This is a genomic window from Mesobacillus sp. ABV4_180 (assembly GCF_056158485.1).
Window position 1 is genome coordinate 4005459 of the sequence record NZ_JBSWTJ010000001.1, and the last position, 25018, is coordinate 4030476.

The following is a 25018-nucleotide window of genomic DNA, read 5'->3' on the forward strand; positions in this document are numbered from 1 at the left end:
CATATCTAGATTCATCCATATTTTGGTCGCCTGTTAAGCGACATTTTAAGGAGGCTGGCCACATGCTGGATAAAAGAATAATAGAGGAATTGAAGGAGTATCTTGATCGGAATTTAGTCTATATCCTTTATCAAAAATCCGCCGGTCCAATCGAGGATTATGTCCTAGAAAGCATTTCACCGATGGAGATTGAAAGTTTCATTGCAGAGAAACGGAAACCGACTCTGCAGAAGGTACTGTTCGGTTTCATCGATAAAAAGGGCAGCAAGGATGCAGATATATATAAGAAAGTCGGAATTGACCGCAGGCATTTTTCAAAAATCCGTTCGAATCCTGAATACAGGCCAAGCAAGAATACGGTCGTAGCCCTCGCGTTGGCCCTGGAACTGAATAAAAAAGAAACCGACAAGCTGTTAAGCTCTGCCGGCTACTCTTTGTCAGACAGTGAAACATCCGACCTTGTGATTCAGTTTTGCATCGAGAGAAAAATATATGAAATCCAGCAGGTCAATTACGCATTGGATCATTTCAGCCAGAAGCCACTGGGCGGGATTTTATAAGATATCGAACACGATTTTAGGGAAGGAATACTTTTGAGGTCTATCGCAGGTTCGGACATTTTGGGAATCGTTTTCTCTGAATTTGTCCGAAGTCGCAATGGGTTCGGACATTCTCGGAATTGTTTTCTCTGAATTTCTGCCCAAAACAATAGCCTGGAGAAAGTCCTCCAGGCTTCGATTATTAGTGGATTACTGCTCCCCGCTCAAAATGGTTCATGCATGTCAATTCGATTATATAATCATAGTTGGCAATCGCCTTTTGCAGTTCTATTTTTTCATCCATAGACAGGCTTGGATTCTGCATTTTCTCCGCCAGCTGCATCTGCAAAGCTTCTAATCGGGATTTTACTTCTTGATAGTCCATTTCCAACACCCTTCCCTAAAAAATGAAATCGCTTTCTTCACTATTATTTTACTCATCAAACCCTAATGGGTATCACTGTAATTATTGTGAATTTGTGAAATTTAGGGATAGAGGTTGGGTGATCATATAATCGGGAGCACAGGAAAGGCGCTCAGATTTTGAGCGCCTTCTTGCAAACAATCACTTCCCGAGTGAAGTTTCCTTTCCTTACAACACAACGGTCTGCGATATGAAAGCCTGCATCGTAGATGATTGGATCGATTGGTTCAATTGTGACGATAACTACTTTGTCTGCGAAGTTCCATGTGCTTTGAAGCATTTCGAGCTGTTGCTGTGGTGTGATGACAGAGCAAAGGTTATAGGGCATGTCGATGATTGCGACATCAAAATGGCCCTCCACTGCCCGGATATCCCTGAATTTCACTTCGGTTGAATAGCCGAAATGGGCGATGTTTTCCCTTGTGCCCGGGAGGATGATCGGATTGATATCGCTGGCAATGATGTCAATCCCCATCGACAGGGCTTCGACGACAACCGTCCCAATGCCGCAGCAAGGATCGATTGCTTTTACTCCGGCAGGATCGGGTACAGCAATATTAGCGACAGCCCTTGCAACCCGGGTACTGAGAGCTGTTGAGTAGCTGTGCGGTTTATGCTGATGATGCAGCCAAACCGCTACACTGCTGTGATATTCTCCAAAGACCCATCGCTCATCGACGTTTGCCAGGGCGAATACGATTTGCGGATTCTCGAGGTCCGGTTCCCCTGGAACTTGCAGGCCGACCTCACGTTCAATCCTTCGCCTTTCATTAAAGGCGACTTCGCAGGCCGGATTTTTCAAGAACATCACTTTAAAAGTAATGCCACCCATCTCAAGTCCCTTTACTTGCTCAATAAGTTTCTCCAGTTGGTCACTCTCAATTAGGACATCGATTCGTCCTCTCATGAAAGGACTTCTGCTCGGTTCTATTTTTACCGGACTCTGAAGAAAATGGCTTTCGGTATCCACACCGAAAAACGAACGCATTTCAAGTCTGCATAATTCGCTTTCTTCTGCAGGAAAAGCATATTCATATAGATAAGAGCCAGGCTCAAAGCGATTGAAATTCAATAGTTCCATTCCTTCCTTGTTTCCATTCCATAACTATACCAGTTTGCAGGATAAAAGTATTTGGATACGTCTGGAATGAAAAAATAAATCCCCTTACAAGACGAAAAATGGGACTCATGTGAATCCCATTCAGGCTACGGAAAAAAGAAGGATAAAGTGCCTGATTCATTCAGGCACCTTGTTAGATAAAAATTTTAAATTCATGAAAGTACTATTCTTTTACTCTTCTTTCTTATGCCCCATCCTTACTGCTGCGGCAATGATCCACTTGTTTTCATCAAATTTAAAAGTAATGTTCATGCCATCTCTAGATTCTAATGGATAGCTGCTGCTGAAAATCTCGCTGGTTACGTTGTATATTTTATCTCCATTTTGTACGAGTGTCGATTTTACCGCAGTGTCCTGTGGAAGGTGATCCTGTATTGCTTTCATCGCCTCTCCCTCACTTTTTAATGGAGAATGAAAATAGAAAACTGGTTCTCGGCATTTGGTATCACTATTCATGCAAACGAGCTTTATTTTACCTGACTCAAATACAGGGGAAGGTGTGTATTTTTTTAGCGGCATGGTGGTTTTGATGAAATTGATATCATCGTATAAACCGCCCATTTTTGTCGTTGATTTTCTGATTGGAACAAGTATTTCACCTTTCTTTTCATAGGTTTTACTTATATCTACTGGCTTTTCCGCAATGATAACAGGCTCATCCTTTGGAGCTTCCTTCACTGTCTCCGGTTCCAAAAAATGGCTCAATATAATGATTCCTCCTGCAAATAAAAAAATACAGGCAAGGCCCCAGCTAGCCCCCTTATATTTCCTTATAGGCGACAGGCCAATGATGATAAGCTCAATCATTCTATCTTTAAGGGTACTATCAGAAGAAATTTTATCAGCACTAAACCTTTTCCTAAGCCCTTCTCCCAATAGATTAAAAGTAAAGATCGTGTACGTGATTGCAACTGCCGGGACAAGCGGAATCCATATGGCCTTGATGACATCGCTTCGGGATTTTTCAAGAAGGGCCTGCCAATCATATGTGGCAGACGAAATGTCGACCACCCCTCCCTCGAGAATGAGAATCTTGGAAGCGATGAATATGCTGAATAAAGCCAGCTGGCCAATCAAAAGAGTAATTCTACCCAAATCATTGCAGAAATTAATGATCAAATTCTGCATGATGTTTGGAAGGTAATAGTGGGTATACATTTTAAAAGGATTGTTGCCGATGATGATTCCAGCCTTTACATACTCCTTTTCGGAAATCTCATGAATATCATGAGAAACAAGCGTACTCACCCTGCCGACCTCCATAAGAGCAAGAAGAAGAATGGCCCAATACATAGAATAGGGTGTGTCCACATCAAATTTCCAAACCGGTTCTGGCAGCATCAATAAAAGAATTGCTGCGAACACAGTCGGCACGCTGCTGAATAAAGAATTCCAGCCATTCGCCAGGTTATAGGCCAGCCCCTTTTTAGAAGCTGCCAGGAAGGCCAAAGGAATGGCTATGAGATAGCGGATGCCAGCAATTAAAAAGATATACCTCAAAGTATCCTTTGTCCCAATAATCAATAAACTCAACAAATCCCGGCCGTCATTGTCGGTCCCCAGCGGATCTTCAAGCGAAGGAGGAAAAGGGGCTCTCGCCATAGACCCATCTTCATAAAATCGCATACGGCTGTCAGCAGGATCTGGATCGACAAAGCTCAGTTGATCACCAAAAAAAGCGAAAAATAATAGGACGCTAAACATACTAATTCCCAACCACAAAGACCAATTTTTTCTCAAGGTCATCCCCCCTCAGTAATTCTTTCAATGCAATCACCTTAACTTCCCATTTAAAGTTGGGATGGTTACTCTGGAGGGGCTATGCTGACAAATAACAAAATTAACAAAATACACACCGATATGAATAGGTACCTAATGAAAATTCCGAGTATAGATAAAAATGGATTTCCCTTTACTACCTGATATTTGTGCTGGCAGACTGTACTGATTACCTGCGATACAAAAAGGATCACCATGAAGCACAACGAAAATTCGATCGCCAATCCCAATTCATTATCTTTCGGAACTTGGATACGCTGAATCGAATACAGGAAACGCCAGGCTGCCCCTTTATAGTCTAGCAGCCATTCAACCATCAACAGATTCGATAGAACGTAGGTCATGACAACTGGGATATGTTGAAAGATGGACACAAGGCATTTTTTCAATATATGCTTTTTAACAACGAGTTTTTCCGTAAGCCCCATGGCCCTTGCAGTCTGGATGTACATTTCTCCTTCTTCATTAGAAAGGGCAGCTGAGGTGATCCTGGCAAAATACATTAATGGATATAAGGCGACCAAAATGGCTGGTATGATAAAGTTGTACCATTGATCATTACCAAACCAGTCGATAAAGCGGAAGTTATAAAGGATCAGCCACTGCAGGGCAATAATTACGAAAAAATCAGGCAGTGATGTAATGAAAGATGTTAGACCAGTGCCAATTGGTGCAAGTGCTCCCTGTTTATTGCGAAAATCAAAAATTCCTTTTGCTATTCCCAAAGGAATAGCAACAATAAAGGCAGAAGAAATGATCGGCAGACTTTTTATAAAAAATTCCTTCACGACACTTTCATAGCTCTCAAAATTACGAGTTGTCCCAAGGCTTCCCTCAGAAATGACTAACAAGGTCAATTCCTTTATTTTTGCCAGGACATCACCCAACGGATATAACTCCTGAAGCGTTCGCACAAAATATGTAAGACTCCCATTTCCAAAGAACAAGCCAATTCCCGCAAAAAGTAAGACAAAATACAAAATCGTTAATAGATCTCTGCGGACATCCATCCTTTTCATCATCAGCATCCCTCCAGACCTTCACCGTACTTGGGAAAATTTAATCTTTGTAACAATAAAGTTATGAATATAGCTGATAATTATTCCATTAAATTACAAACGGAACTAGGGTGAGGGGGAAAAAGAACGCTTTGCTTCTCAAGAACAAAAAGCGCAAGCGCCTCGTTCAGCCCCGACAAGCGCTGGAGGGCCGACCGGTGAAGTCGTTCTTTGACTTCATCGGGCGGACCGAAGCGTCTCGAGGGGCTAGGCGCTGGAGCTAGATTAAGATTACTACATGCAGTTATACACATCTGAACAATTCTATAATTTCCTATACAATGAAAAAAATCTAGTCGAGGACTAGATTCAGTCTGTATTTTCCCTTTTCTCCAAAAGCTGAATGGGACTCCTGAGAGTCCCATTCTTTGTCTATTTGGAGTTTAATTGTTATCTGGATCTGTATCATCGTGGTAGGTTGAATTCCCGGTTTTTCCGTCAAATGTCCAGTCTACTTTTAAAGTATCACCCTGGAATTGGTTTTGGTCTTCACCATTATCGACGAACTCGAATAAGACGAAGATTTTTTCTTGTTGTCCTACAGGAATTCCATCTGGCTGAAGATTAGGATTGCCATCAGAACTTCCAATAAAGGTAGGGATTGCTGTAACATCTGGAGTTTGTTCTTTTAACTCAGCCAGTGTCGTTTCAACAACTGTGTTAGCTGCACTGCTAGTATTGTACATGATTGTTACTTTAATATGTTCTGCTAAATCCCCGGTATTATCACCTTTTACATCTTCTACCTGATAGTCTGTGCCTAACAGTACCTGGTGAATGTCCAATGTACCCTTATTTTCCAGAGTGAATTCGCGGTAAATTTCGTCACCTGGCTTAATGTTAGAGATATTAACAACTGTATTCGGGTTCATGGCTAAATCCAGTGTACCTGCAGCAAAGGCGTTCTGCGTGACAACAGCATCGCTGAAGTATGCAAATGTACCTCCGCCAACTAATGATAAACCTAATGCTGCACTCATAATCCCTTTACTTACATTCTTCGTGAAACTCATCCTGATAATCCCCCTTTAATATTAAAAAAATTTATTAAACTCATATGTATTTTTGTAGATACATAGGAGATGAAACCACCATCATGCTTTGCTTCCTTCCAGTTCTTTCTTCGCAGTGGCAATGGAACGGAATGCTGAAATCATCAATAAGATCCCAGGTACAATCAACAAAAGAGCTGAACCGGCTTTTGAATGGACATAATTCAGCGCATATCCTACATATGGAACCGTAAAGTTTGTGTACTTTCCTACTACATTTTGTGCAGGAACTTTCCATAGATCAGGGCCATTGTTATGATCCCCTTTTGTTTGATACACTGCATGTCCATTCTCTTTTTTGACATCAATAATTCTATGGGTAATCAACTTCTCATCCATACGAAAGGCAATGACATCGCCTGTTTTATAAGAAGTTTGCTGATTTCCTAGCTTGATAGAAATAATCGAACCTGTTCGGAATGTTGGTTCCATGGATCCTGATAATACAGCTTTTATCTGGTAACCTAAAAAGGTTGGTTCTCCTCCTGATAGTCTGGAAGAAAGAACCACAAATGCCGCCAAACATATCACGATAAAGAAAATCGTTCTTGCCACACTACTCACTATTTTCCAAAGTTTCTTCTTCATCCATTGTCACCTGCTTATCGGTAGTTGCATTCGTTGATGCCGCATCCTGTAATTCGGCGTTTTCTTCTAGATTGGTTCGTGTTTGATCGTTGGTTGGCTTTTGATTATTGGCTGGCACTTGTTCGATGGAAGATTCCTCTTTTCCTTCTGCATCTTCGATTTGCAATTGGACAGAAGAACGAATGCCCTCTATGTATGAAAAATCAATCGTTGCTTGTACATCTTTCAATATCCTGTCGACATATTGGAAACCCTCACGTATGTAATCAAATGTCTGTGCATCCGTCACACCCTGGTTTTGAATTTCAATGTTATAAGCGGACAGTTCATCATGCATACCACGTAAAGCACGTAATTGCAGAGTCAGTTCTTTCTCTATAGCTGTAACTTCAGCAAGTTTCTCATGTAATTCTTCAGTTGATGCACCTGGCGAAGCAGTATTGACCTTTTTATAATTGTGCTTCATGCTCTTTGCCGCTATCTGTGCGCGATCCTTTAACTGTTGAATGGCTGATGGAAAAACAAATGCTGTTGACATCGTGATTGAATCTGGTGAAACCTGGCTTGAAAAGGCCGCTTCTGTTTCCCCAACCAGCTGAGCACCTCCATAAAAAGCAAGGCAACATATGGATGGCAGCAGGATGGCTTTATGGATCTGTCCCCTCATTTCTCACTCTCCTTTCCAGCAGGACATCTATTTGACCTTCAGTATACAGAATTATCGGAAGATTGAAATTGTGTTATTTTTACGGCAAAACCAAAAGGAATTTTGTCGTATTTAGTCATGATTCCTACAATTCTCATAAAAATCACTGAAAATATAACACAATTGATTTTAGTGTGAATATTCCCAATAATTTTAATTGTTAGGTGTCACAATCATAACGAAGGGGTGAAGATTTTGAAAAAGAAACAAAAGAAAATCAGGGGTAAAAAAGCGGCTATTCCCGCTGTACTAGCTCTATCCGTTGCATTGGGAGGACTGGTGCCATCTGTTCCTTCTTTTGCAGGACCAGCAAGCGTAAATTCTGTACAAGCTGAGGGTTTAAGTAAGGAAGAGATTGTGAAGGCTTTTCTTCAATCAAAAGTACTGGACCAAACAAAATCCGTATCTACGTGGGATCAATTCAAAATCATCAGTGAGCAAAGTGATAGTACAACAGGTACATACCATGTACGTACTGTCGAGCAATACAAAGGGATTCCTATTTACGGTTCTGGCCAAACTGTTGCATTGGATGCAAACAATAATGTATTTGCTTCATTTGGTAAAGTCACGCAAAAGCTGGCTCGTGGAACCATTCCGACTGAACCAGCTCTATCAAAGGAAGAGGCTGAGACAATCGTTAAACAAGGGGTTGCAGCCGAAATCGGTGTCGATGAGTTGAAGACCTACGATGGAATCGATTCAGAATTAACGATTTACTCTCATGAAGGAAAATATCACTTAACCTATCTAGTAAAAGTGTCCACTTCCACCCCGGCTCCCGGCTACTTCCATTACTTTGTCGATGCCATAAGTGGAGAAGTAGTGAACAGTTTCAATGCGCTGCATGAAGCGGATCCAGCAAATCTTTCAATCGCAACCGGAAGAGGATTGGATGTATTCGGCAAGATGCAGTCATTCCCGGTTGGAAAGGATCTTTCAACAGGTACAAGCTACTTATATGGTGGTTCGATCGCCGGCGGTTCTTTCGGAAGCCCTAATATTGTCCCTCTTGCGACGTTTGAGGCGCGCCGCATGGCTGAAACTCCATTCATCCTGCTTTCAGCACTCTTGGGATTCACTGGATTTGAAGTAAAAACAAATAGCTCGACCAATTTCTTCTATGACCCTGCTGCTGTTTCTGCGCATGTAAATGCTGATAAAATCAACAAGTACTTTCAGGGTGCTCACAAGCGTAACAGCATAGACGGCAAGGGTATGCCGTTAATCAGCACGGTTCATATTGGTTCAAAATGGAATAACGCAGCCTGGAACGGCAAGCAAATGCTATACGGAGATGGTGATGGAAACGTACTTGGTTCATTATCAGGTGCTCTGGATGTGACAGGTCACGAAATGACACACGGTGTAATCGAACATACTGCAGACCTGACGTATCAGGATGAATCAGGTGCAATAAATGAGTCACTGGCGGATATCTTTGGGGCATTGGCAGAAATGTATGCTACCGGTTCTTCTACAAGTCCGGCAGATTGGGAAATGGGCGAGGACATCTACACTCCAACAAAAGCCGGAGATGGCGGACTTCGATCATTGAGCGATCCAAAAACAAAGACGCTTCCTGCTGCATATGGAATGAAGGATAATCGTTACCCGGATCATTACGACGATCGCTATATCGGTACATTGGATAAAGGCGGCGTGCATATCAACAGCAGTATCAACAATAAAGCTGCATACTTAATTTCCGAGGGCGGTACGCACAACGGCATTACCGTTACCGGAATCGGCCGCAATGCAACTGGGCAAATCTACTATCGTGCTCTAACGATGTATTTAACACCTTCATCTGGATTTAAAGAAATGCGCCAGGCTTTAATCCAAGCTACTCGCGATAAGTATCCAGATCGAAATGGACAGCCATCGGCACAAACACAAGCAGTAATCGCTGCATACGATGCAGTAGGTGTCCCAGCTGAGTAAGTTATGAGCTCATAGACGTCGGCCTAACGGGTTCGGTGCAGGTTCAAAAATTCATTGGAAGTTTATACGGCATTAAATTATTCCCGATAGAGCAGACAAGAAATAGCTGTCTGCCCTATCGGGTACTTTTATGTCTTATGAAGAAATCCATTCTAAATACCATATTTGATACCTGTTTTTCTTTCTCCTGGCAATACATAAAATATGATACTTAATGCCGTAGTGCAGACATTTGCAACAAGCTATACTAAAAAAAATAAGGATTTATAGATAGAAGATTCATCGATATGCTCTTTTGCTTTTCTTTTACAAAAACTTGATATTTGTCAACTTAGATTGGGAAAGGGGAATCTGCATGCTCGAGGGAGAAATCATTAAATTTTATCGCAAAAAAGCCGGGCTGACTCAAGAGCAATTAGGAAAAGACATTTGTACGGCGACACATGTGAGCAGGATTGAAAGGGGAGAAACATCGTATTCTGCCGAGATTATCGAACTGTTTTCTGAGCGGCTTCACATTGACATCGAGAAAGAAATAACTGCCGTCCAGAATATAGAAAAGAAACTGCAAAAATGGCATACATCCATCATTCTGGAGAGAGTAAAGGAAGTTGAAAAGATAAAAAAAGAATTAGACAGCATTCCGTATATCAGTGCTTCTAATTATGCTGCACTATATCAATTGCTTTTGGCCCGATATTATATTTTACATAATGATCCAGAAAAGGCATGCCGTATATTATTGAATATACAAAAAGAATCATCTCCCCTATCAACATATGATCGTAATTTGTTCCACCATGTGACAGGTTTGTACTATTTATCTCAATATACACGTCTGGAGAATGTGAACAGGCAACGAGCCTTGCATGAACTGAAGAAGGTCAATCCGGAGCAATATGGGAATCCAGAATATTACTATCATCTAGCGGTGGCTTATCATTGGACCCAATCTAAGGTGATGGCATATTTCTATGCAGAAAAAGCGTTCAGATATTTTAAGGAAACGAATAATTATGCCAGAGCAATCCTGGCAGAAGGCTTAATGTTAGTGCAACTGGAAGGAAGCACTCAGCTCGATTTTGAGGAGATTGTCAAAAAGTATGAGAATTTAATTGAGGACAGTGAAGCATTAGGTCTTTTAGACAAAAAAGGTTTGATCCTGCATAACTTAGGCTTTCTTTATTTTAAAAGGCAGGACTATCAAAGTGCTCACACCTTTTATGAAAAAGCGGTTAAAGCGGGGAATAAAAAGTCTTCTCCCTATTTAAACCGGTTATATAATTATCTCGATAATGCTCAGGAGGGGCAACTGTTGTCTGCCAGAGTACTTCTCAAGAATGCGAATGAAGGACTTGCACTTTCCAAAAATGCAATGAATGCTTTATATAAGATCCTGTTCACCCTTCTGATCTTACGCATCAGCAATGACGTTGACGAATATTATCAATACATAGAAGAAACCGCAATGCCATTCTTTCGTTCTCATCATCATACAACACATGCCAATAAGTACGGAAAGCTGCTGTACAACTACTATGTGCAGATCAAACAATATGAAAAAGCAGTCCAGACGGCTGATCTGTTTATTAACCAGGACCCTCGCTAAAAACAGTTGAGGCTTGTTCCCTGCTGAAATTCAGGCAGCAAGGGACAGGCCTCTTTTTGGCTGAAAGACGTCTACACTAATCAGTCAATCATTCCGGCTCGACATGTACATGCACATCATAAATTTCGTATTCTTCCATCAGGTTTTGCTCGACTCTTGTGGAGATATCATGTGCGGTGCTGATGTCGAGGGTCGGATTCACGGTGATGACACAGTCTACGACGATATTGTTGCCATAGCTCCGCGCCTTTAAATCTTTAATTCCTTTCACACCAGGAATATTACAGATGGTTTGTTTATATTCTTTAATTAGGTCTACATCAAAGCCGTCTGTCAGCTGATGGGATGCTTCGCGGAAGATATCCCAGCCTGTTTTTATAATAAGTCCGCCAACGATCAATGCTGTGACCGGGTCGAGCCAAGGCAAACCGAATTGGGAGCCGATGATGCCGACGGCGGTCCCGATACTCACCCACGAATCGGACAGGTTATCCTTTGCCGCGGCCATGACCGAATGGCTTTTTATTTTTTGTGCGAGATTGCGATTATAGCGATAGACCAAATACATGACCAATGCCGAGAATAAGCCGGTCCAGGCAGAAATAAGGTCCGGCGCTTCGGCTGCTCCTTCAAAAATGGAGGTGATGGCGCTGATCAACACCTGGAACCCAACAATGATCATGATAAAGGATGCGACCATCGAGGCGACCATTTCCGATTTCCAGTGTCCGTAGAGATGGTCCTCATCTGCAGGCTTTTGGGATAGCCTTAGTCCGATCAGGACAGAAACTGAGGCTAATATATCGGTTGTATTATTCAATCCATCCGCCATCAAGGCTTCCGAACCGCTGATATATCCAACAAATAATTTTAAGGCAGACAGGATTATGTAAGCGGCAATGCTGATGATTGCGCCTCGCTCGCCTAATTTCAAATTCAAATAACGTTCTTCATTCATGGGCCATCCTCCAATCAACTGCTAGAACATTTTAACAATCCTTATGCGAGTGGGTCTACAGCAACCTTTTTACCCGTGCCCATGTTAATGACAGGCAGGCAAGAAAGTTTCCCAAGGGAAAATTAGTACATTTTACCATACACTTGAAATGCGGCCTTATAATACAATAACTATCGGAAAATTATGCGTATATGGCCAATGCTACAAATCTACTTGAGAATATGTTAAAATGTAAACTTCAATAGAATCCTAGGAGGGATTGCATGGGGACAAAAAAGAACATGTCCATTCATTTCGTTTTTATTGCCATTATCTTATTATGGCTTAAAACCTACACTGTTTATAAATTAAATTTTGATATAGATATTGAGAATAAAATGCAGGAATTCATCCTGTTTATCAATCCATTGAGCTTCCTTATGTTCATCCTGGGGCTGGGAATCCTGATGGCTGGCAGGAAACAGAAGATCTTTGTGGTGGCAACGAGCTTCATCACTTCCTTTGTTCTTTATGCCAATGTTGTTTACTACCGCGAATTCAGCGATTTCATCACGATTCCGCTGTTAACACAGACGAGCAATATGGGTGATTTGAAGGGCAGTGTCGGGGAATTGATCAGCTTGGCAGATGTCCTTTATTTTGCCGATGCACTGATCATCCTTGGCCTTGCTTTTGTAAAGACACCTAAGATCTCATTCAGAAAATATAAAAGTGTTGGAGCTGCTGCCTTCTATTTCAGCGCGATCGGGCTTGCTTTTTTTAACCTTGGTCTTTCTGAATCAGAGCGTCCGGAATTATTGACTCGTACGTTTGACAGAGAAATCCTCGTGAAAAATATCGGGACATACAATCACCATATTTACGATGCTTACCTGCAAACAAAGACAACCGCACAAAGAGCTTTAGCGGATGGAAATCAGTTAACAGATATCGAAAACTATACAAGAGCTCACTATGCAGCTCCTTCAAAAGAAATGTTTGGCGCAGCCAAGGGTAAAAACCTCATTGTCATCTCCATGGAGTCTACCCAGAATTTCGTCATCGGACAAAAAGTGAATGGCCAGGAAGTCACGCCATTCCTGAATGAGTTCATTAAAGACAGCTATTACTTTGATAATTTCTATCATCAGACTGCACAGGGTAAAACGTCTGATTCCGAGTTCCTTTTAGAGAATTCTTTATACCCACTTGGCCGCGGTGCTGTATTCTTCACCCACTCCGGGAATGAATACATGTCACTGGCTGAAAAACTGAAGGAAAACTCTTATTACACAGCAAAGCTACATGCTAATAACAAAAGTTTCTGGAACCGTGATGTTATGTACAATAATTTCGGCTATGACCGATTCTACTCATTGCCGGATTATCAGGTAGACGACGCGAATTCTGTTGGCTGGGGCATGAAGGACATGGATTTCTTTGATCAGTCCGTTGAACACTTGAAAGAAATGCCTAAGCCGTTCTTCGCGAAGTTCATCACACTGACGAACCACTTCCCGTTCGAGCTTGATGAGGAAGACAAGTTCATCGATGAGTTTGATTCAAATAGTGGAACTTTGAACCGCTACTTCCCAACCGTCCGCTATACGGATGAAGCATTGAAGCTATTCATCGAGGATCTGAAGGCTGAGGGTCTATACGAAAATTCGGTTATTGTGATTTACGGTGACCACTATGGAATTTCAGAAAATCATAACAAGGCAATGGCGCAGTATCTTGGCAAAGAAATCACGCCATTTGTTTCAACACAGTTGCAGCGTGTACCAATGATCATCCACATCCCAGGCCATGAAGGAAAGACGATTTCAACCGTTTCCGGCCAGATCGATCTTCGTCCAACATTGCTAAGCCTTGCGGGAATCGATACGAAGCAGGATATCCAATTCGGAAGAGACCTATTCTCCGAAAAACAGGATAACTTCGTTGTCCTGAGAGACGGCAGTTTCATCACAGACAAAGTCGTCTACACGAAAGGCACTTGCTATGACAAGGCAACTGAAGAGCCGATTGAACAGGCAAGCTGCGAACCATATATGGAGCAGGCCAAGAATGAACTGAGCTACTCAGACCAGATTATTTACGGCGATTTGCTTCGTTTTTATGGAAAAGATGAACAATAATACCACAACCCCCGCTGATGTTCAGTGGGGTTTTTTTTACGCCCTGTATGAAGGATCGTTTTTGTGTACAAAAAAAACGACCCTGTGAAAGGATCGTTTTGCAGATTTAAATTTCCATGATAATCGGCAGGATCATTGGCCTTCTGCCTGTTTTGCTGTACAGGAATGGATTCACGACGTCAATGACCACCTTTTTGATAGTGGACCAGTCCTTCGTCCCGCCTGCCAGTTCTGTGACGATTTTATCCGTAATCAGTTCTTCTACATTTTTCATCAGGTCGCCTGACTCCCTTACATAGACGAACCCTCTTGTCACGACGGTTGGCTTGTTGACTAGCTGCTTCTTCTCGCGGTCGATCATCATCGTGACAATCACGAGCCCGTCCTGTGACAGCACTCTTCTATCCTTCAACACGATGTGTCCGATGTCGCCGATTCCGCTGCCATCAACATACACTGGCTGTGCTGGTACCTTGCCGGCAATCTGGCCGCCTTCAGCAGACAGTTCAAGAACATCACCATTATCTAAAATAAAGCAGTTTTCCCTTGGGATTCCGCATTGTTCCGCTAATTTCACATGCTGGTCAAGCATGCGGAATTCGCCGTGAATCGGAATGAAATACTTCGGGTTCAACAGGCGGATCATCAGCTTCTGCTCCTCCTGCTTTCCATGTCCTGAAGTATGGACTTCACTGATTTTATGGTGAATGACATCTGCGCCAATGCGGTGCAGCTTGTCAATCACACGATTCACGCTGACCGTGTTCCCCGGGATTGGCGAAGATGAGAACACAATCGTATCCCCAGGGATGATTGAGATTTGCCTGTGAGTGCCATTGGCAATTCGCGCTAATGCTGCCATCGGCTCTCCCTGGCTTCCCGTACAGATGATGGTCAGCTGTTCGCTTGGAATTTGCCCGATTTCATTGATGCTCACGAAGGCCTCATCCGGTGCAGTAATATATCCTAACCTGCGGCCGATTTCGAATGCTTTTTCCATACTGCGGCCCACAATGGCCATTTTGCGGTTATGCTTGAGCGATGACTTCACGACTTGCTGCACGCGGTCGATATTCGATGCGAATGTCGCAAAAATAACGCGGCCGTCTACTGTTTGGAAAATATCCTCGATTGCTTCTCCGACTCTTTTTTCAGATACGGAGAAACCAGGCACCTCGCTGTTCGTGCTGTCTGATAACAGGCACAGCACTCCCTCACTGCTGATTTCGGCAATTTTCTGGAAATCCGTTCCCGCTCCAACCGGTGTCAAATCAAATTTAAAATCGCCTGTGTGGACGATATTCCCCTCCGGAGTCGTAACAACGACACCAAATGAGTCTGCGATACTGTGTGTCGTGCGGAAAAAGCGCACCTTGATATTCTGGAATTCGACGACCGTATCATTGTTGATCTGGTGGAACTTGACGCCCTTGATTTTGTGCTCCTGCAATTTCGACTTGATCAGCTCAACTGCAAAATCACCGCCATAAATCGGCGCTTTTACATCCTGAAGCAAAAATGGCAAGCCGCCGATGTGGTCCTCATGTCCATGAGTGACGAAAATCCCAACCAGCTTGTCCTGGTTTTGCTTTAGATAAGTGTAATCCGCTAGGACATAGTCAATTCCAAGCAGCTCGTTATCCGGAAACTTGATTCCGCAATCCACCAGCACCATTTCATTTTTGTATTCGATTACATATGTGTTTTTCCCGATCTCACCAAGACCGCCCAAAGCGAAAATCTTAAGATCCTTTTTCAATTTCGTTTCCATAGTTCAGCTCCTGTTTCTTTGTGCAAATGTATAATCAATTCCCACGGGAATCATTTAAAAATAAAGATTAGTGAAGAAATTGGCTGGAGAAAATAGGGGGTATGAATTCTTAAAATATATCACAAAATAAGAAATTCAACAAATAATGCTTTCCTATTTAATAATGAGACGAACATTATAGGAGAAAAGTTGCTTGGTTAATGGTGAATTTTTGGGCGTTGAATTTTTGTTGCGGGAGTGCTTTTACCAGTTTTGTTGTTCTGGCTTTTTTTCGGGTAAAGCAGCGTATCTGTTTTTACCGTTTTACCTCTTCTGGCTCCATTCAGGGCAATCAAAACAATTTCAATTTCCCTTTACCACTTCTGACATAAAAAAAACACCTTGATCAAATAGCTGATTTGATTAAGGTGTCCTATTTTTACAATATATCCTTAAATGTTTTTGCCTGCTGGTCTAATTCGCGGGCGGCGCTGCCTATCTCCTTGAAGGCTGCTACTGCCTGTTCATTGAGTGTCTTGTTGTTGGTAATGCCGCTTTGCGAGCGTTGGGTTGCTTCGCTGATTTTATTGATTTCGCCCGAAATTCCGTCGATATGAGAATTGACTTCCTGGATGGAATCCTGGACTCGTGTTGCTAGTTTCCTTACTTCGCCGGCAACGACGTTAAAGCCTCTTCCATGTTCTCCGGCTCTTGCTGCTTCGATGGCCGCGTTCAGCGCGAGCAGGTTTGTTTGCGCGGCAATTTCCCGAATGGTCTGTACGATGCTTCCGATGGATTTCGCCTGTGATTTCAGGGAGTCCAGGATCTCGAGATTGTCTTTCGATTCGGCGACAAGCTTGCTGGCTGCAAGTGCTGCTTCTTCACTCCTCATAATTCCTGTTTCCGCTCGGCCGCTTAGGTCTTCAGACATCTGCTGAAGCTGCTGGGCTACTTTTGAGGTGTTCATCTCCCGCTCGGAAATATCCGTTGCCACTTTCAATACGCCAACAACCTTCCCAGCAGAATCATACACTGGGGTATAAGTCGCCTCAAGCCAGATCAGCATCCCTCGTTTTGTGACGCGCTGGATTTTTTCCTGAAAGCTTTTGCCGCCTCGCAGATTTCTCCATAATTCCATGTATTCTCTGCTGCCTGCAAATTCGGGTGTGCAAAATTGTTTGTGCATCAAGCCAGGCATTTCTTCCACTCTATATCCGACTGTCCTGGCAAAGTTCTCATTCGCCCAGAGCACTTTTCCATTTGGATCGAACTCGATCATTGCTAATGATTTTTCAATGGCTGCCAAGACCGCATCTTCCTGAAAAACCTGTGTACTTTTTACTGGGGTACTTGTGAACATATATGTCATCCTCTTTGTCTTTAGTCTGCCAATCTCTATTACTATCGTACTAGCCGTGTGTTTACTTAACAAATTTAAGTGTGTTTATTTCTTAAATCAATACAACCTTTGAACACATTCATATGTTTATCTCCTAACGTAAAGGCTATAAGTGGTTATGGACTTCTTTCAAGTGGAATAGAATAGACAAAGTTCTGGAGAAGAAAGTGGTGAATTGAATGGGACGTATCATAATAAATTTGATCGCCACGCTGCTGGTTGTGCTGGTCAATGCGCTTGCTAATATCCTCCCGATCAACGGGCAAACAACCGGGGAAATCTCAAATAAATTGGATGTGTTGTTTACCCCGGCTGGATATGTATTTGGAATCTGGGGACTGATTTATTTCTTACTGTTTATTTGGACAATCAGGCAGTTTCCTTCTTCGAGAAGGGATTTGCCGGTCTACAAAAAAGCTGCTCCTCTTTATTTGCTTAGCTCTGCCCTAAACATTGCCTGGATTCTATTATGGCATTTCGAGTTTTTCCTGTTCACAGTGTTCGTGATGATCGGCCTGCTGCTTACTTTGATCAAACTTTACCATGTCATAAGGATTGAAAAGACGTCTTTATGGGATCTCCTCCCTTTTTCTGTCTACCTCGGCTGGATCAGTGTTGCGACCATCGCAAATATCAGCTATTACCTGAAATACACCGGCTGGAACGGATTTGGGCTATCAGATGGTACATGGACACTCATCATGCTTTTAATTGCCACACTCCTAGCTGTTTATTTTACCTATAAAAATGAAGACTGTTTCTATCCCCTTGTATTCATCTGGGCTTTTATCGGAATAGGCGTTAAAAATGCTTCATCCCACCCTTTCGTTAGCACTACTTCATATGTGTTGTCGGTCATAATCCTGATCGGGATATTTTTATGCCTGAATAGAAAGCGATGAACAGCTTATGGTAAGATAATTGATAAACGATTTTAAGGAAGGGATTTTGTTGGATCAAAAAATTTTGCCTGCTTCCTCTAACATGAAGGAATTTGAACAGTTCCTGGAAAGCCCTTTTGAGATTGGGGTGTTTTTAGAAATGCATATCTCTCAATTAAAACACGTCAATTCAATGGCAAAACAGTATGGCAAAAAAATGATTTACCACGTTGATATGATTCAAGGCCTGAAAAGCGATGATTATTCAACAGAATATATTTGCCAGGAATACAAACCGTATGGACTGATTTCGACCAAGTCCAGCGTTATTTTAAAAGCGAAGCAAAAAGGGGTCATTGCTGTACAGAGGATCTTCCTCATCGATACCCATGCGCTTGAAAAAAGCTACAGGCTGATTGAAAAAACTCGACCTGATTATATCGAGGTCTTGCCTGGAGCTATGCCCTGGATGATCAAGGAGGTTAAGGAACGCGTCAAGACCCCTATTTTTGCAGGAGGATTAATCCGCACACCCGAAGATGTCAAAAATGCATTGAATGCCGGTGCAGATGCGATTACAACTTCCAAAAGAGATTTATGGGAAATGTAAGTTGTAAAACGCTAATCACTGTTATGAATTTGACATATTAATGCCATGAAAAATATAGGTTATTGTGGTATGATGATGATAAGTTAATAATTTGGCAGGAGAAACGGAGAGACCACGATAACATTACGCATTCGCGATGATGTTGTTTGTGGTCTCTTTTTCTTTACCAAGAGGAGGCGCGTCATATGAAGTTTTCAAATCTCGAACGTGAACATACCGTTAGTAAACTCAAAAACAAAGCATTCGATGTCCTTGTTATTGGCGGCGGTATTACCGGAGCTGGAATAGCATTGGATGCTTCTACAAGAGGAATCAGTACCGCACTTTTGGAAATGCAGGATTTCGCAGCTGGGACTTCAAGCCGCTCAACGAAACTCGTCCATGGCGGACTGCGCTATTTAAAACAATTCGAGGTGAAAATGGTCGCGGAAGTCGGAAAGGAAAGGGCCATTGTCTATGAAAATGGCCCGCACGTCACGACACCAGAATGGATGCTGCTTCCCTTCCATAAAGGCGGTACTTTCGGCAGTTTCAGCACTTCAATCGGCCTTCGTGTATATGACTTTCTTGCGGGCGTTAAAAGATCAGAGCGCCGGAAAATGTTCAGCGCAACAGAAACACTTTCAAGGGAACCGCTTGTAAAAAAAGACGGATTAAAAGGCGGCGGTTATTATGTGGAGTACCGCACAGACGATGCCCGCCTCACCATCGAAGTCATGAAGCAGGCTGTCAAAAAAGGTGCAACAGCATTGAACTATTCCAAAGTGAAGAACCTGATTTATAACAATGGAATCGTTTCAGGCGTGCTCGTCGAGGATCTTTTAACAGGAGAGGAATACGAGGTCCATGCCAAAAAAATCGTCAATGCAACCGGTCCATGGGTTGATGGCATCCGTGAGATGGATGACTCGAAAAAAGGCAAAACGCTGAAGCTTTCAAAAGGTGTTCATATCGTCATTGACCAATCGCGCTTCCCGCTAAAGCAAGCTATTTATTTCGATACACCGGACGGGCGGATGATATTTGCGATTCCACGCGATGGCAAGACATATGTTGGCACCACTGATACTTTTTACAACCAGGATCCAATCAATCCGGGCATGACGGAAGAAGACAGGGGCTATCTTTTAAAAGCGATTAAATATATGTTCCCTGACGTCAACATCACTGAGCAGGATGTAGAATCCAGCTGGGCAGGCGTAAGGCCGCTGATCCATGAGGAAGGCAAAGCCCCTTCTGAAATCTCAAGGAAAGATGAGATTTGGGAATCAGATTCAGGGCTGATAACGATTGCCGGAGGAAAACTGACTGGATACCGCAAAATGGCGGAAACAATCGTTGATCTGCTTGCTGATAAATTCTCCAAAGAAGATGGCCGCAGCTTCGCGGCATGCCAGACCAAGCATTTGCCGATTTCAGGCGGTGAGGTTGGGGGTTCCGCAAATTTCGGCCGTTTTGTTGAAAAGCAACTTGATGAAGGGATGAAGGCAGGCTTCACAGCCGAAGAAGCTCGCCGTTTGGCATACCAGTACGGTTCGAACGCACCGATCGTGTACCAGCTTGCTTCATCACACAAGGAAGATGCTGAAAAATACGGCCTTCCTTTGGAGTTTTTCGCAAAGCTGATGTATGCGATCCATTATGAAGCGGCAGCTACCCCAATCGATTTCTTTAACAGACGTACAGGCGCCATCTTGTTCAACATCAATCAGGTGCGAAACTTCAAAGAAAATGCAATCAAGTATATGAGCGGGCAATTCGCCTGGAGCGAGCAGCAAACGAAAGATTTCGCATTACAATTGGAAGAAGCTTTGACTGATGCAGTTGTCCCTGAAAAATAAAGCACAGACCCCTGATTCATCTCGTAATCAGGGGTCTTTTTTATCCATATTTCCTCTGGTGTTCCTTCTTCATCTCAAGATACTCTTCATCCGTTCTTGCCTGCTTCCATTTCTCCATAAAAATGGCCGCGGATTCTGCTTTCACCGGATCGTTCTGGCGCTCTTTCACTTTGCCATCTTCATCATATTTCCTTCCGCCTTTATAATTCGTATAGCGGCGGGCACGAGTATAGCCCATCTGCAAGAATTTTCTTGCCATGTCCATCCCGACAAAATCGTTTTTCTTTTTGTATTCAAGAAACATCTCAAAGATTTTTTCTGATGATTCCGCAGCGATATCTGGCGTTTTGAACCGCCAGTGAGGAAGGATTTCACTTTTATAGGGTTCAACAAGCAAAACACCCTGTTCCCCCCTGCCCACCCGGTACAGTTCAGGCTTCTCACGGAAATCAATATTGTCAAAATCAAGGTCGTAGTTGAAAGGCATATCACCATTCCTTTTTATCTTGTTTTACCCCCTCAGGCGAATTATTAACAAGCACCTATCTGCCCAGGAAGAATAGAATATAGGCAGGAATCCAATGAGTGGAGGGAAAAGAGTGGTCAAATATCAACCTTTCAGTGGAACAGTAACGACGATAAACGACTTTTCCATCACGCCATCCGGCGAAAATCAAGGCTGCTATAGATTGATGTCGGTCATCGACGGAACGGGAAGGCAAGTGAATTTTGTGGTAGAACCGAGGACTTACTTTGTGGACCAGGCGATGGTCGGAGTTGGCGATCGGGTGACTGGCTACTATGACGCTGACGCCCCTGTCCCGATGATCTATCCGCCACAATACCGGGCACTTGTCATGGTAAAAGAAACCCGGGGCCAAAATGTGAAAGTGGATTTCTTCAACAGCCAGCTCGTCAGCAGTGATGGCATGCTCATGCTTAACCTCTCACCCCTAACCCAGATTTTATTGGAAAATGGGCAGAGGTTTACAAACAGTCCTGCGAACAGAAATCTGATTGTAGTTTATGGACCATCTACTTTCAGCATTCCTGCTCAAACGACGCCATACAGAATCATCGTGTTATGTTGAAAAAGGGGGCAGCCGCGGCTGCCCTTTTTCAGTATTACCATGGAATTGATCCACTTTAATCAAACGTTTGATTAATAGTCTATAGTGAAGCAGCAAGCGGATTTATTGGTGACCATTTTTGCACTCGGTAGAGTTTTCATGGCACCAATTGGTTATATTGCTGACCTTTGTTGACTCAGGGCAAATTTCAGGGTTCCAACCAGCTCCATTGGTTACCTTTTTTGCCCTCTATCGAATTTTCAGGTCACCAATAAGCTGTATTGGCGACCTTTATCTTTCCTGACGAGGGTCTTCCAGCTTCAATCATACAGCCATAATCACATCTCCCCCAGAATTGAATAGCCTATTAGAAGTAAATTATGCAATAGAATGGAGCGATCGCATGACGTTTAATCCTTTTACTTCTGGTCCAGCTGGCGGAACAGGGCAATGGGTTGGACCTGGCGGCCTGGGTCCCGGAATTCCTGGACCACTTGGACCTGGCGGACTTAGCCCCGGATTTGGCCCCATTGGACCTGGCCCTTCAGGACAGCCATGGTTTGGACCACAACCACATGGAGGACCACCTCCTTTAGGACCCTTCCCTGGACCACAACCTCATGGAGGACCGATACCATCTGGTTATCCTTGGACAGGGCCATCGGGACAATTTGACACCCATGGTTCTTATCAGCAGTGCCTCAGAAATTGTTATGCAAACTACAGCAATAATGATGCCCTGTACACCCAATGTGTTTATCGCTGCATGCAAATGTATGGATTAAGATAGAAAACAAAGAGCCTAATCCAATAAAAAGGATTAGGCTCTTCATTTCTTTACGGCTGCTGCCAGCCGTCCTGCAGGTTGATGTCCAATGAACTTGCTTCCTGGCCATCTACATATAGTTTTCCATCTGTTATCGTGAATTTTTTATCAAAATAGTAGGAGCCGCCGTTCTGATGATCTTCTACCATCGCAATTTCGTATTCCCCATCAGGCAGCCTCATTTGATAAAATCCATCTCTGATCCAAGAAGGATATCCGGCTGTCCAATTTCCATCTAAAGAATGTATAGCTACGTATCCCTCAGCTACTGTGGCTTCTCCGTTAAAAACATAGCCCGACACCGTTACTGGCGGAATGTCGATCTTAAGTTCTTCGGTAAATTCACCATTCACATATAATTGGCCAGAAATAATACTAAACTCTATTTCTGGACTGAAGGCCGTTCCATCGTGAAGATATACGTCATAAATCTTATAGTCACCATCTGGCATCCGTAATTGGAAGCTGCCTTCTTCTGCCCAGCCCCAAAATTGCAGCGGATTTTCAGCATCGTTCATTTCCATGATATTGAGGCTTCCTGAGATTGGATTCCCAGACTCAAGCAGCGTTCCTGCCATTGTGACAGGCGGAACCTCAATATCCAATTTTCCTTCCTGCTGGCCGTTCACATATAATTGGCCATCCACAATACTGAATTCTGTTCCTGGATTAAACGCTGTATCGTCGTAAAGCTCGACTAGGTCCACTTTATAATCTCCATCAGGAAGGCGTGAATGGAATTGACCTTCTTCATTCGCCCATGCCCATGATTGTATCGGATTTTCCGCATTGTTCATTTCCATAATGAGAACATTGCCCATAATCGGGTTTCCTGATTCCGTTAGTGTACCAGATAAAGTAACGGGCGGAACGGAAACCTCCAGCGTATCTTGCAATTCGCCATTGAGATAGGTTTTCCCATCCTGGATGGAGAAGGCAAGGTCAATAGGCGCACTTGTTCCATCCTCGAGATCTACATTCATTACCTTATAATTCCCATCAGCCAGGCGCATGCTGAACGTTCCATCTGAGTTCAGGCTCTTCCAAAGATAAATCCCTTGATCCTCGGAAACAATTGAAATCCAGCCATTCGCAACAGGCTGGTCTCCGTCCTTCACCAAACCATTCAGACTTACAGGTGGTACCATCAATTCCAGAATGGACTTTACCTCACCTGCCACAACGAGCTTGCCATCAATGATTTCAAAAGGAACTGACAGAGCTAATTCTTCATTCTCATCAAATAGGTGTCCGCCGGTAACCTGGTAGCTTCCATCCTTCAAGCGGAGCGAGTAAACTCCATTCTCATCTGTTGTAGCATTATACCAGGCGTAGTTATCTTCCTCTGAAAGGGATTCAACATATACTGCACCCTGAAGAGCAATTCCTTCGTCCATCCATTTCCCATTAAACGTAACAGGAGGCAAATCAATCGTTAATAAAGATGTTTCTACCCCATTTTGCACTAGCTTCCCGTCACGGATTTCAAATGGGATATTCACCATGGTGCTTCTGTTTTGTTCTTCAATGGCGGTAACTGTATAATGACCATCCTTTAATCGATATTGGAAGTTCCCTTTGGAATCTACCTGAGTACCAAAACCGACATACTCTCCGTCTGCAGCTTCCCCTTCAAAGCTCACATACGCATTTACGATTGGCATATTCCCTTCCGTCAATTTGCCCGTTACATTCACATCCGGCACCGTGATCTCAAAAACAGACGTCTCTTGACCATCAACATAAATTGTTCCATTCACTACTTCGAATCGTACCGCAAAATGTTCATAGTAAGTTGGGTGGTCAACACTGATCGAATAGCTTCCATCTGTTAACTCTCTTAAAGAGAATTCTCCCTTTTTATTTGCGATAGCATACTGTACAAATTGAGTATCATATTCCTCTTCTGAAAGGTGTTTCTCCAATAACACTCCAGCCCCTGACAAGGAGGATGCGGAATCTTGAATTTTACCAGTATAAGCATTAACAGGAATCGCTATAGATAGTTTTGATTGCGGTTCACCATCAACTAAAACCTTGCCATCGACAACTGAGAATAGAAGTTCATATCGATAATGGCCGCCGTCCACTTCTATTCCATAGAGGATATATTCTCCATCAGACAATGATGCCGAAAAGCTTCCATTGCCTTTAGAAGTAACGCGATAAATCCCTTCTTCGTTTTCATCGAATTTCGAGATGACTAAATCTGCTTTCAATCCTTTGTTTCCTTCCTTTAGTACACCAGTCAGGTTAGCAGATTCGCTCTTTGCTTTCTTCTCTTTCTTTTTTTCGGACAGCTGAATATGGCCGCCATCCAACCCCTTGATCTTTCCTTCTTTTACAACAAAGTTTGTATGAGTACTATACCAATCACCGTTTTTTGCCTTCATAGCTTTAACCGTGTAGGTACCATCTGTTAAGTCAGCTTTGAAGTTCCCGCTGGAATCCGTCTCTGTAAAAATCGGGTTCACCTTGCCCTGTTTCTGCAAAACAACCAAGCCGTTGTTAAGCAGCCTTTCCTGATCTTTAATTGACCCTTTTACTGCTGTACTTTCTTCCTTCTTCGGTGCTGCATGGACATTCCCGATGGCTGTACCAAGGACAAAAACCATTAACAACAAATAGACGAGCTTTTTTGCCATTCATCTTCCCCCATTTTCATTGTAGAAAATCAGGACAAACCTGCATTTCCCAGATAATTGTATTCGATTTATCTCTACCTTTTCCTCGTCCATTTTACC

At 43.0% G+C, this 25018-nt stretch carries 21 protein-coding genes; 9 read left to right on the plus strand and 12 right to left on the minus strand.

What is annotated here, in order from left to right:
* The first annotated feature begins 62 nt into the window (after window positions 1–62).
* Window positions 63–560: a hypothetical protein gene (locus tag ACXAEA_RS20455; RefSeq protein ID WP_475097681.1), complete on the plus strand. Its 498-nt coding sequence runs from the start codon at window positions 63–65 to the stop codon at window positions 558–560.
* 181 nt (window positions 561–741) lie between these two features.
* On the opposite strand, the gene ACXAEA_RS20460 is transcribed toward ACXAEA_RS20455, so the two are convergent.
* The 7 genes from ACXAEA_RS20460 to ACXAEA_RS20490 form a co-directional block, all read right to left on the minus strand.
* Window positions 742–924, minus strand: coding sequence for a DUF3896 family protein (locus ACXAEA_RS20460; protein WP_475097682.1), 183 nt, complete (start codon window positions 922–924; stop codon window positions 742–744).
* Between the two features lie 151 nt (window positions 925–1075).
* On the minus strand, window positions 1076–2044 hold the full coding sequence (locus tag ACXAEA_RS20465; protein WP_475097683.1) for a TRM11 family SAM-dependent methyltransferase: 969 nt from the start codon (window positions 2042–2044) through the stop codon (window positions 1076–1078).
* Between the two features lie 210 nt (window positions 2045–2254).
* The gene (locus tag ACXAEA_RS20470; protein ID WP_475097684.1) at window positions 2255–3823 is read right to left on the minus strand and encodes an ABC transporter permease; all 1569 of its coding nucleotides are present in this window, start codon (window positions 3821–3823) and stop codon (window positions 2255–2257) included.
* Between the two features lie 65 nt (window positions 3824–3888).
* Window positions 3889–4884, minus strand: a complete 996-nt coding sequence (locus ACXAEA_RS20475) for an ABC transporter permease subunit (RefSeq protein WP_475097685.1) — start codon at window positions 4882–4884, stop codon at window positions 3889–3891.
* Window positions 4885–5303: 419 nt separating this feature from the next.
* Window positions 5304–5933 carry a TasA family protein gene (locus ACXAEA_RS20480; RefSeq protein WP_475097686.1) on the minus strand — a complete coding sequence of 210 codons (630 nt, stop codon included), beginning with the start codon at window positions 5931–5933 and terminating at the stop codon, window positions 5304–5306.
* 81 nt (window positions 5934–6014) lie between these two features.
* Window positions 6015–6560: a signal peptidase I SipW gene (gene sipW / locus ACXAEA_RS20485; RefSeq protein WP_475097687.1), complete on the minus strand. Its 546-nt coding sequence runs from the start codon at window positions 6558–6560 to the stop codon at window positions 6015–6017.
* Complete coding sequence (locus ACXAEA_RS20490) at window positions 6529–7227, minus strand: DUF4047 domain-containing protein (RefSeq protein ID WP_475097688.1); 699 nt, start codon at window positions 7225–7227, stop codon at window positions 6529–6531. Before ACXAEA_RS20490 ends, sipW begins: the two co-directional genes overlap by 32 nt.
* 234 nt (window positions 7228–7461) lie before the next feature.
* On the opposite strand from ACXAEA_RS20490, the gene ACXAEA_RS20495 reads away from it, so the two are divergent.
* Window positions 7462–9210 carry a M4 family metallopeptidase gene (locus ACXAEA_RS20495; RefSeq protein WP_475097689.1) on the plus strand — a complete coding sequence of 583 codons (1749 nt, stop codon included), beginning with the start codon at window positions 7462–7464 and terminating at the stop codon, window positions 9208–9210.
* Window positions 9211–9565: 355 nt separating this feature from the next.
* Entirely contained in the window at window positions 9566–10819 is a 1254-nt protein-coding gene (locus ACXAEA_RS20500; protein ID WP_475097690.1) for a helix-turn-helix domain-containing protein, read from the plus strand.
* Window positions 10820–10907: 88 nt separating this feature from the next.
* Here ACXAEA_RS20500 and ACXAEA_RS20505 read toward each other — a convergent pair whose 3' ends face one another.
* Window positions 10908–11777 carry a cation diffusion facilitator family transporter gene (locus ACXAEA_RS20505; protein ID WP_475097691.1) on the minus strand — a complete coding sequence of 290 codons (870 nt, stop codon included), beginning with the start codon at window positions 11775–11777 and terminating at the stop codon, window positions 10908–10910.
* Window positions 11778–12040: 263 nt separating this feature from the next.
* Here ACXAEA_RS20505 and ACXAEA_RS20510 point away from each other — a divergent pair, with 263 nt between their 5' ends.
* Window positions 12041–13897: an LTA synthase family protein gene (locus ACXAEA_RS20510; protein ID WP_475097692.1), complete on the plus strand. Its 1857-nt coding sequence runs from the start codon at window positions 12041–12043 to the stop codon at window positions 13895–13897.
* A gap of 106 nt (window positions 13898–14003) precedes the next feature.
* Here the strand turns inward: ACXAEA_RS20510 and rnjA are convergent, their stop codons facing one another.
* Window positions 14004–15668 carry a ribonuclease J1 gene (gene rnjA, locus ACXAEA_RS20515; RefSeq protein WP_475097693.1) on the minus strand — a complete coding sequence of 555 codons (1665 nt, stop codon included), beginning with the start codon at window positions 15666–15668 and terminating at the stop codon, window positions 14004–14006.
* Window positions 15669–16086: 418 nt separating this feature from the next.
* Window positions 16087–17007 carry a methyl-accepting chemotaxis protein gene (locus ACXAEA_RS20520; protein ID WP_475097694.1) on the minus strand — a complete coding sequence of 307 codons (921 nt, stop codon included), beginning with the start codon at window positions 17005–17007 and terminating at the stop codon, window positions 16087–16089.
* 218 nt (window positions 17008–17225) lie between these two features.
* On the opposite strand from ACXAEA_RS20520, the gene ACXAEA_RS20525 reads away from it, so the two are divergent.
* From ACXAEA_RS20525 to ACXAEA_RS20535, 3 genes are all read left to right on the plus strand, one after another.
* Complete coding sequence (locus ACXAEA_RS20525) at window positions 17226–17948, plus strand: TspO/MBR family protein (protein WP_475097695.1); 723 nt, start codon at window positions 17226–17228, stop codon at window positions 17946–17948.
* A 43-nt stretch (window positions 17949–17991) separates the two neighbouring features.
* Window positions 17992–18537, plus strand: coding sequence for a glycerol-3-phosphate responsive antiterminator (locus ACXAEA_RS20530; RefSeq protein ID WP_475098184.1), 546 nt, complete (start codon window positions 17992–17994; stop codon window positions 18535–18537).
* Window positions 18538–18722: 185 nt separating this feature from the next.
* The gene (locus ACXAEA_RS20535) at window positions 18723–20378 is read left to right on the plus strand and encodes a glycerol-3-phosphate dehydrogenase/oxidase (RefSeq protein ID WP_475097696.1); all 1656 of its coding nucleotides are present in this window, start codon (window positions 18723–18725) and stop codon (window positions 20376–20378) included.
* Window positions 20379–20418: 40 nt separating this feature from the next.
* On the opposite strand, the gene ACXAEA_RS20540 is transcribed toward ACXAEA_RS20535, so the two are convergent.
* Window positions 20419–20865: a DUF4385 domain-containing protein gene (locus ACXAEA_RS20540; RefSeq protein ID WP_475097697.1), complete on the minus strand. Its 447-nt coding sequence runs from the start codon at window positions 20863–20865 to the stop codon at window positions 20419–20421.
* Between the two features lie 112 nt (window positions 20866–20977).
* Here ACXAEA_RS20540 and ACXAEA_RS20545 point away from each other — a divergent pair, with 112 nt between their 5' ends.
* A complete protein-coding gene (locus ACXAEA_RS20545; RefSeq protein ID WP_475097698.1) occupies window positions 20978–21469 on the plus strand; it encodes a hypothetical protein in 492 nt (163 codons plus the stop codon).
* A gap of 382 nt (window positions 21470–21851) precedes the next feature.
* On the plus strand, window positions 21852–22238 hold the full coding sequence (locus ACXAEA_RS20550; RefSeq protein ID WP_475097699.1) for a hypothetical protein: 387 nt from the start codon (window positions 21852–21854) through the stop codon (window positions 22236–22238).
* 47 nt (window positions 22239–22285) lie between these two features.
* On the opposite strand, the gene ACXAEA_RS20555 is transcribed toward ACXAEA_RS20550, so the two are convergent.
* Entirely contained in the window at window positions 22286–24919 is a 2634-nt protein-coding gene (locus tag ACXAEA_RS20555; RefSeq protein ID WP_475097700.1) for an MSCRAMM family protein, read from the minus strand.
* Window positions 24920–25018 lie beyond the last annotated feature (99 nt).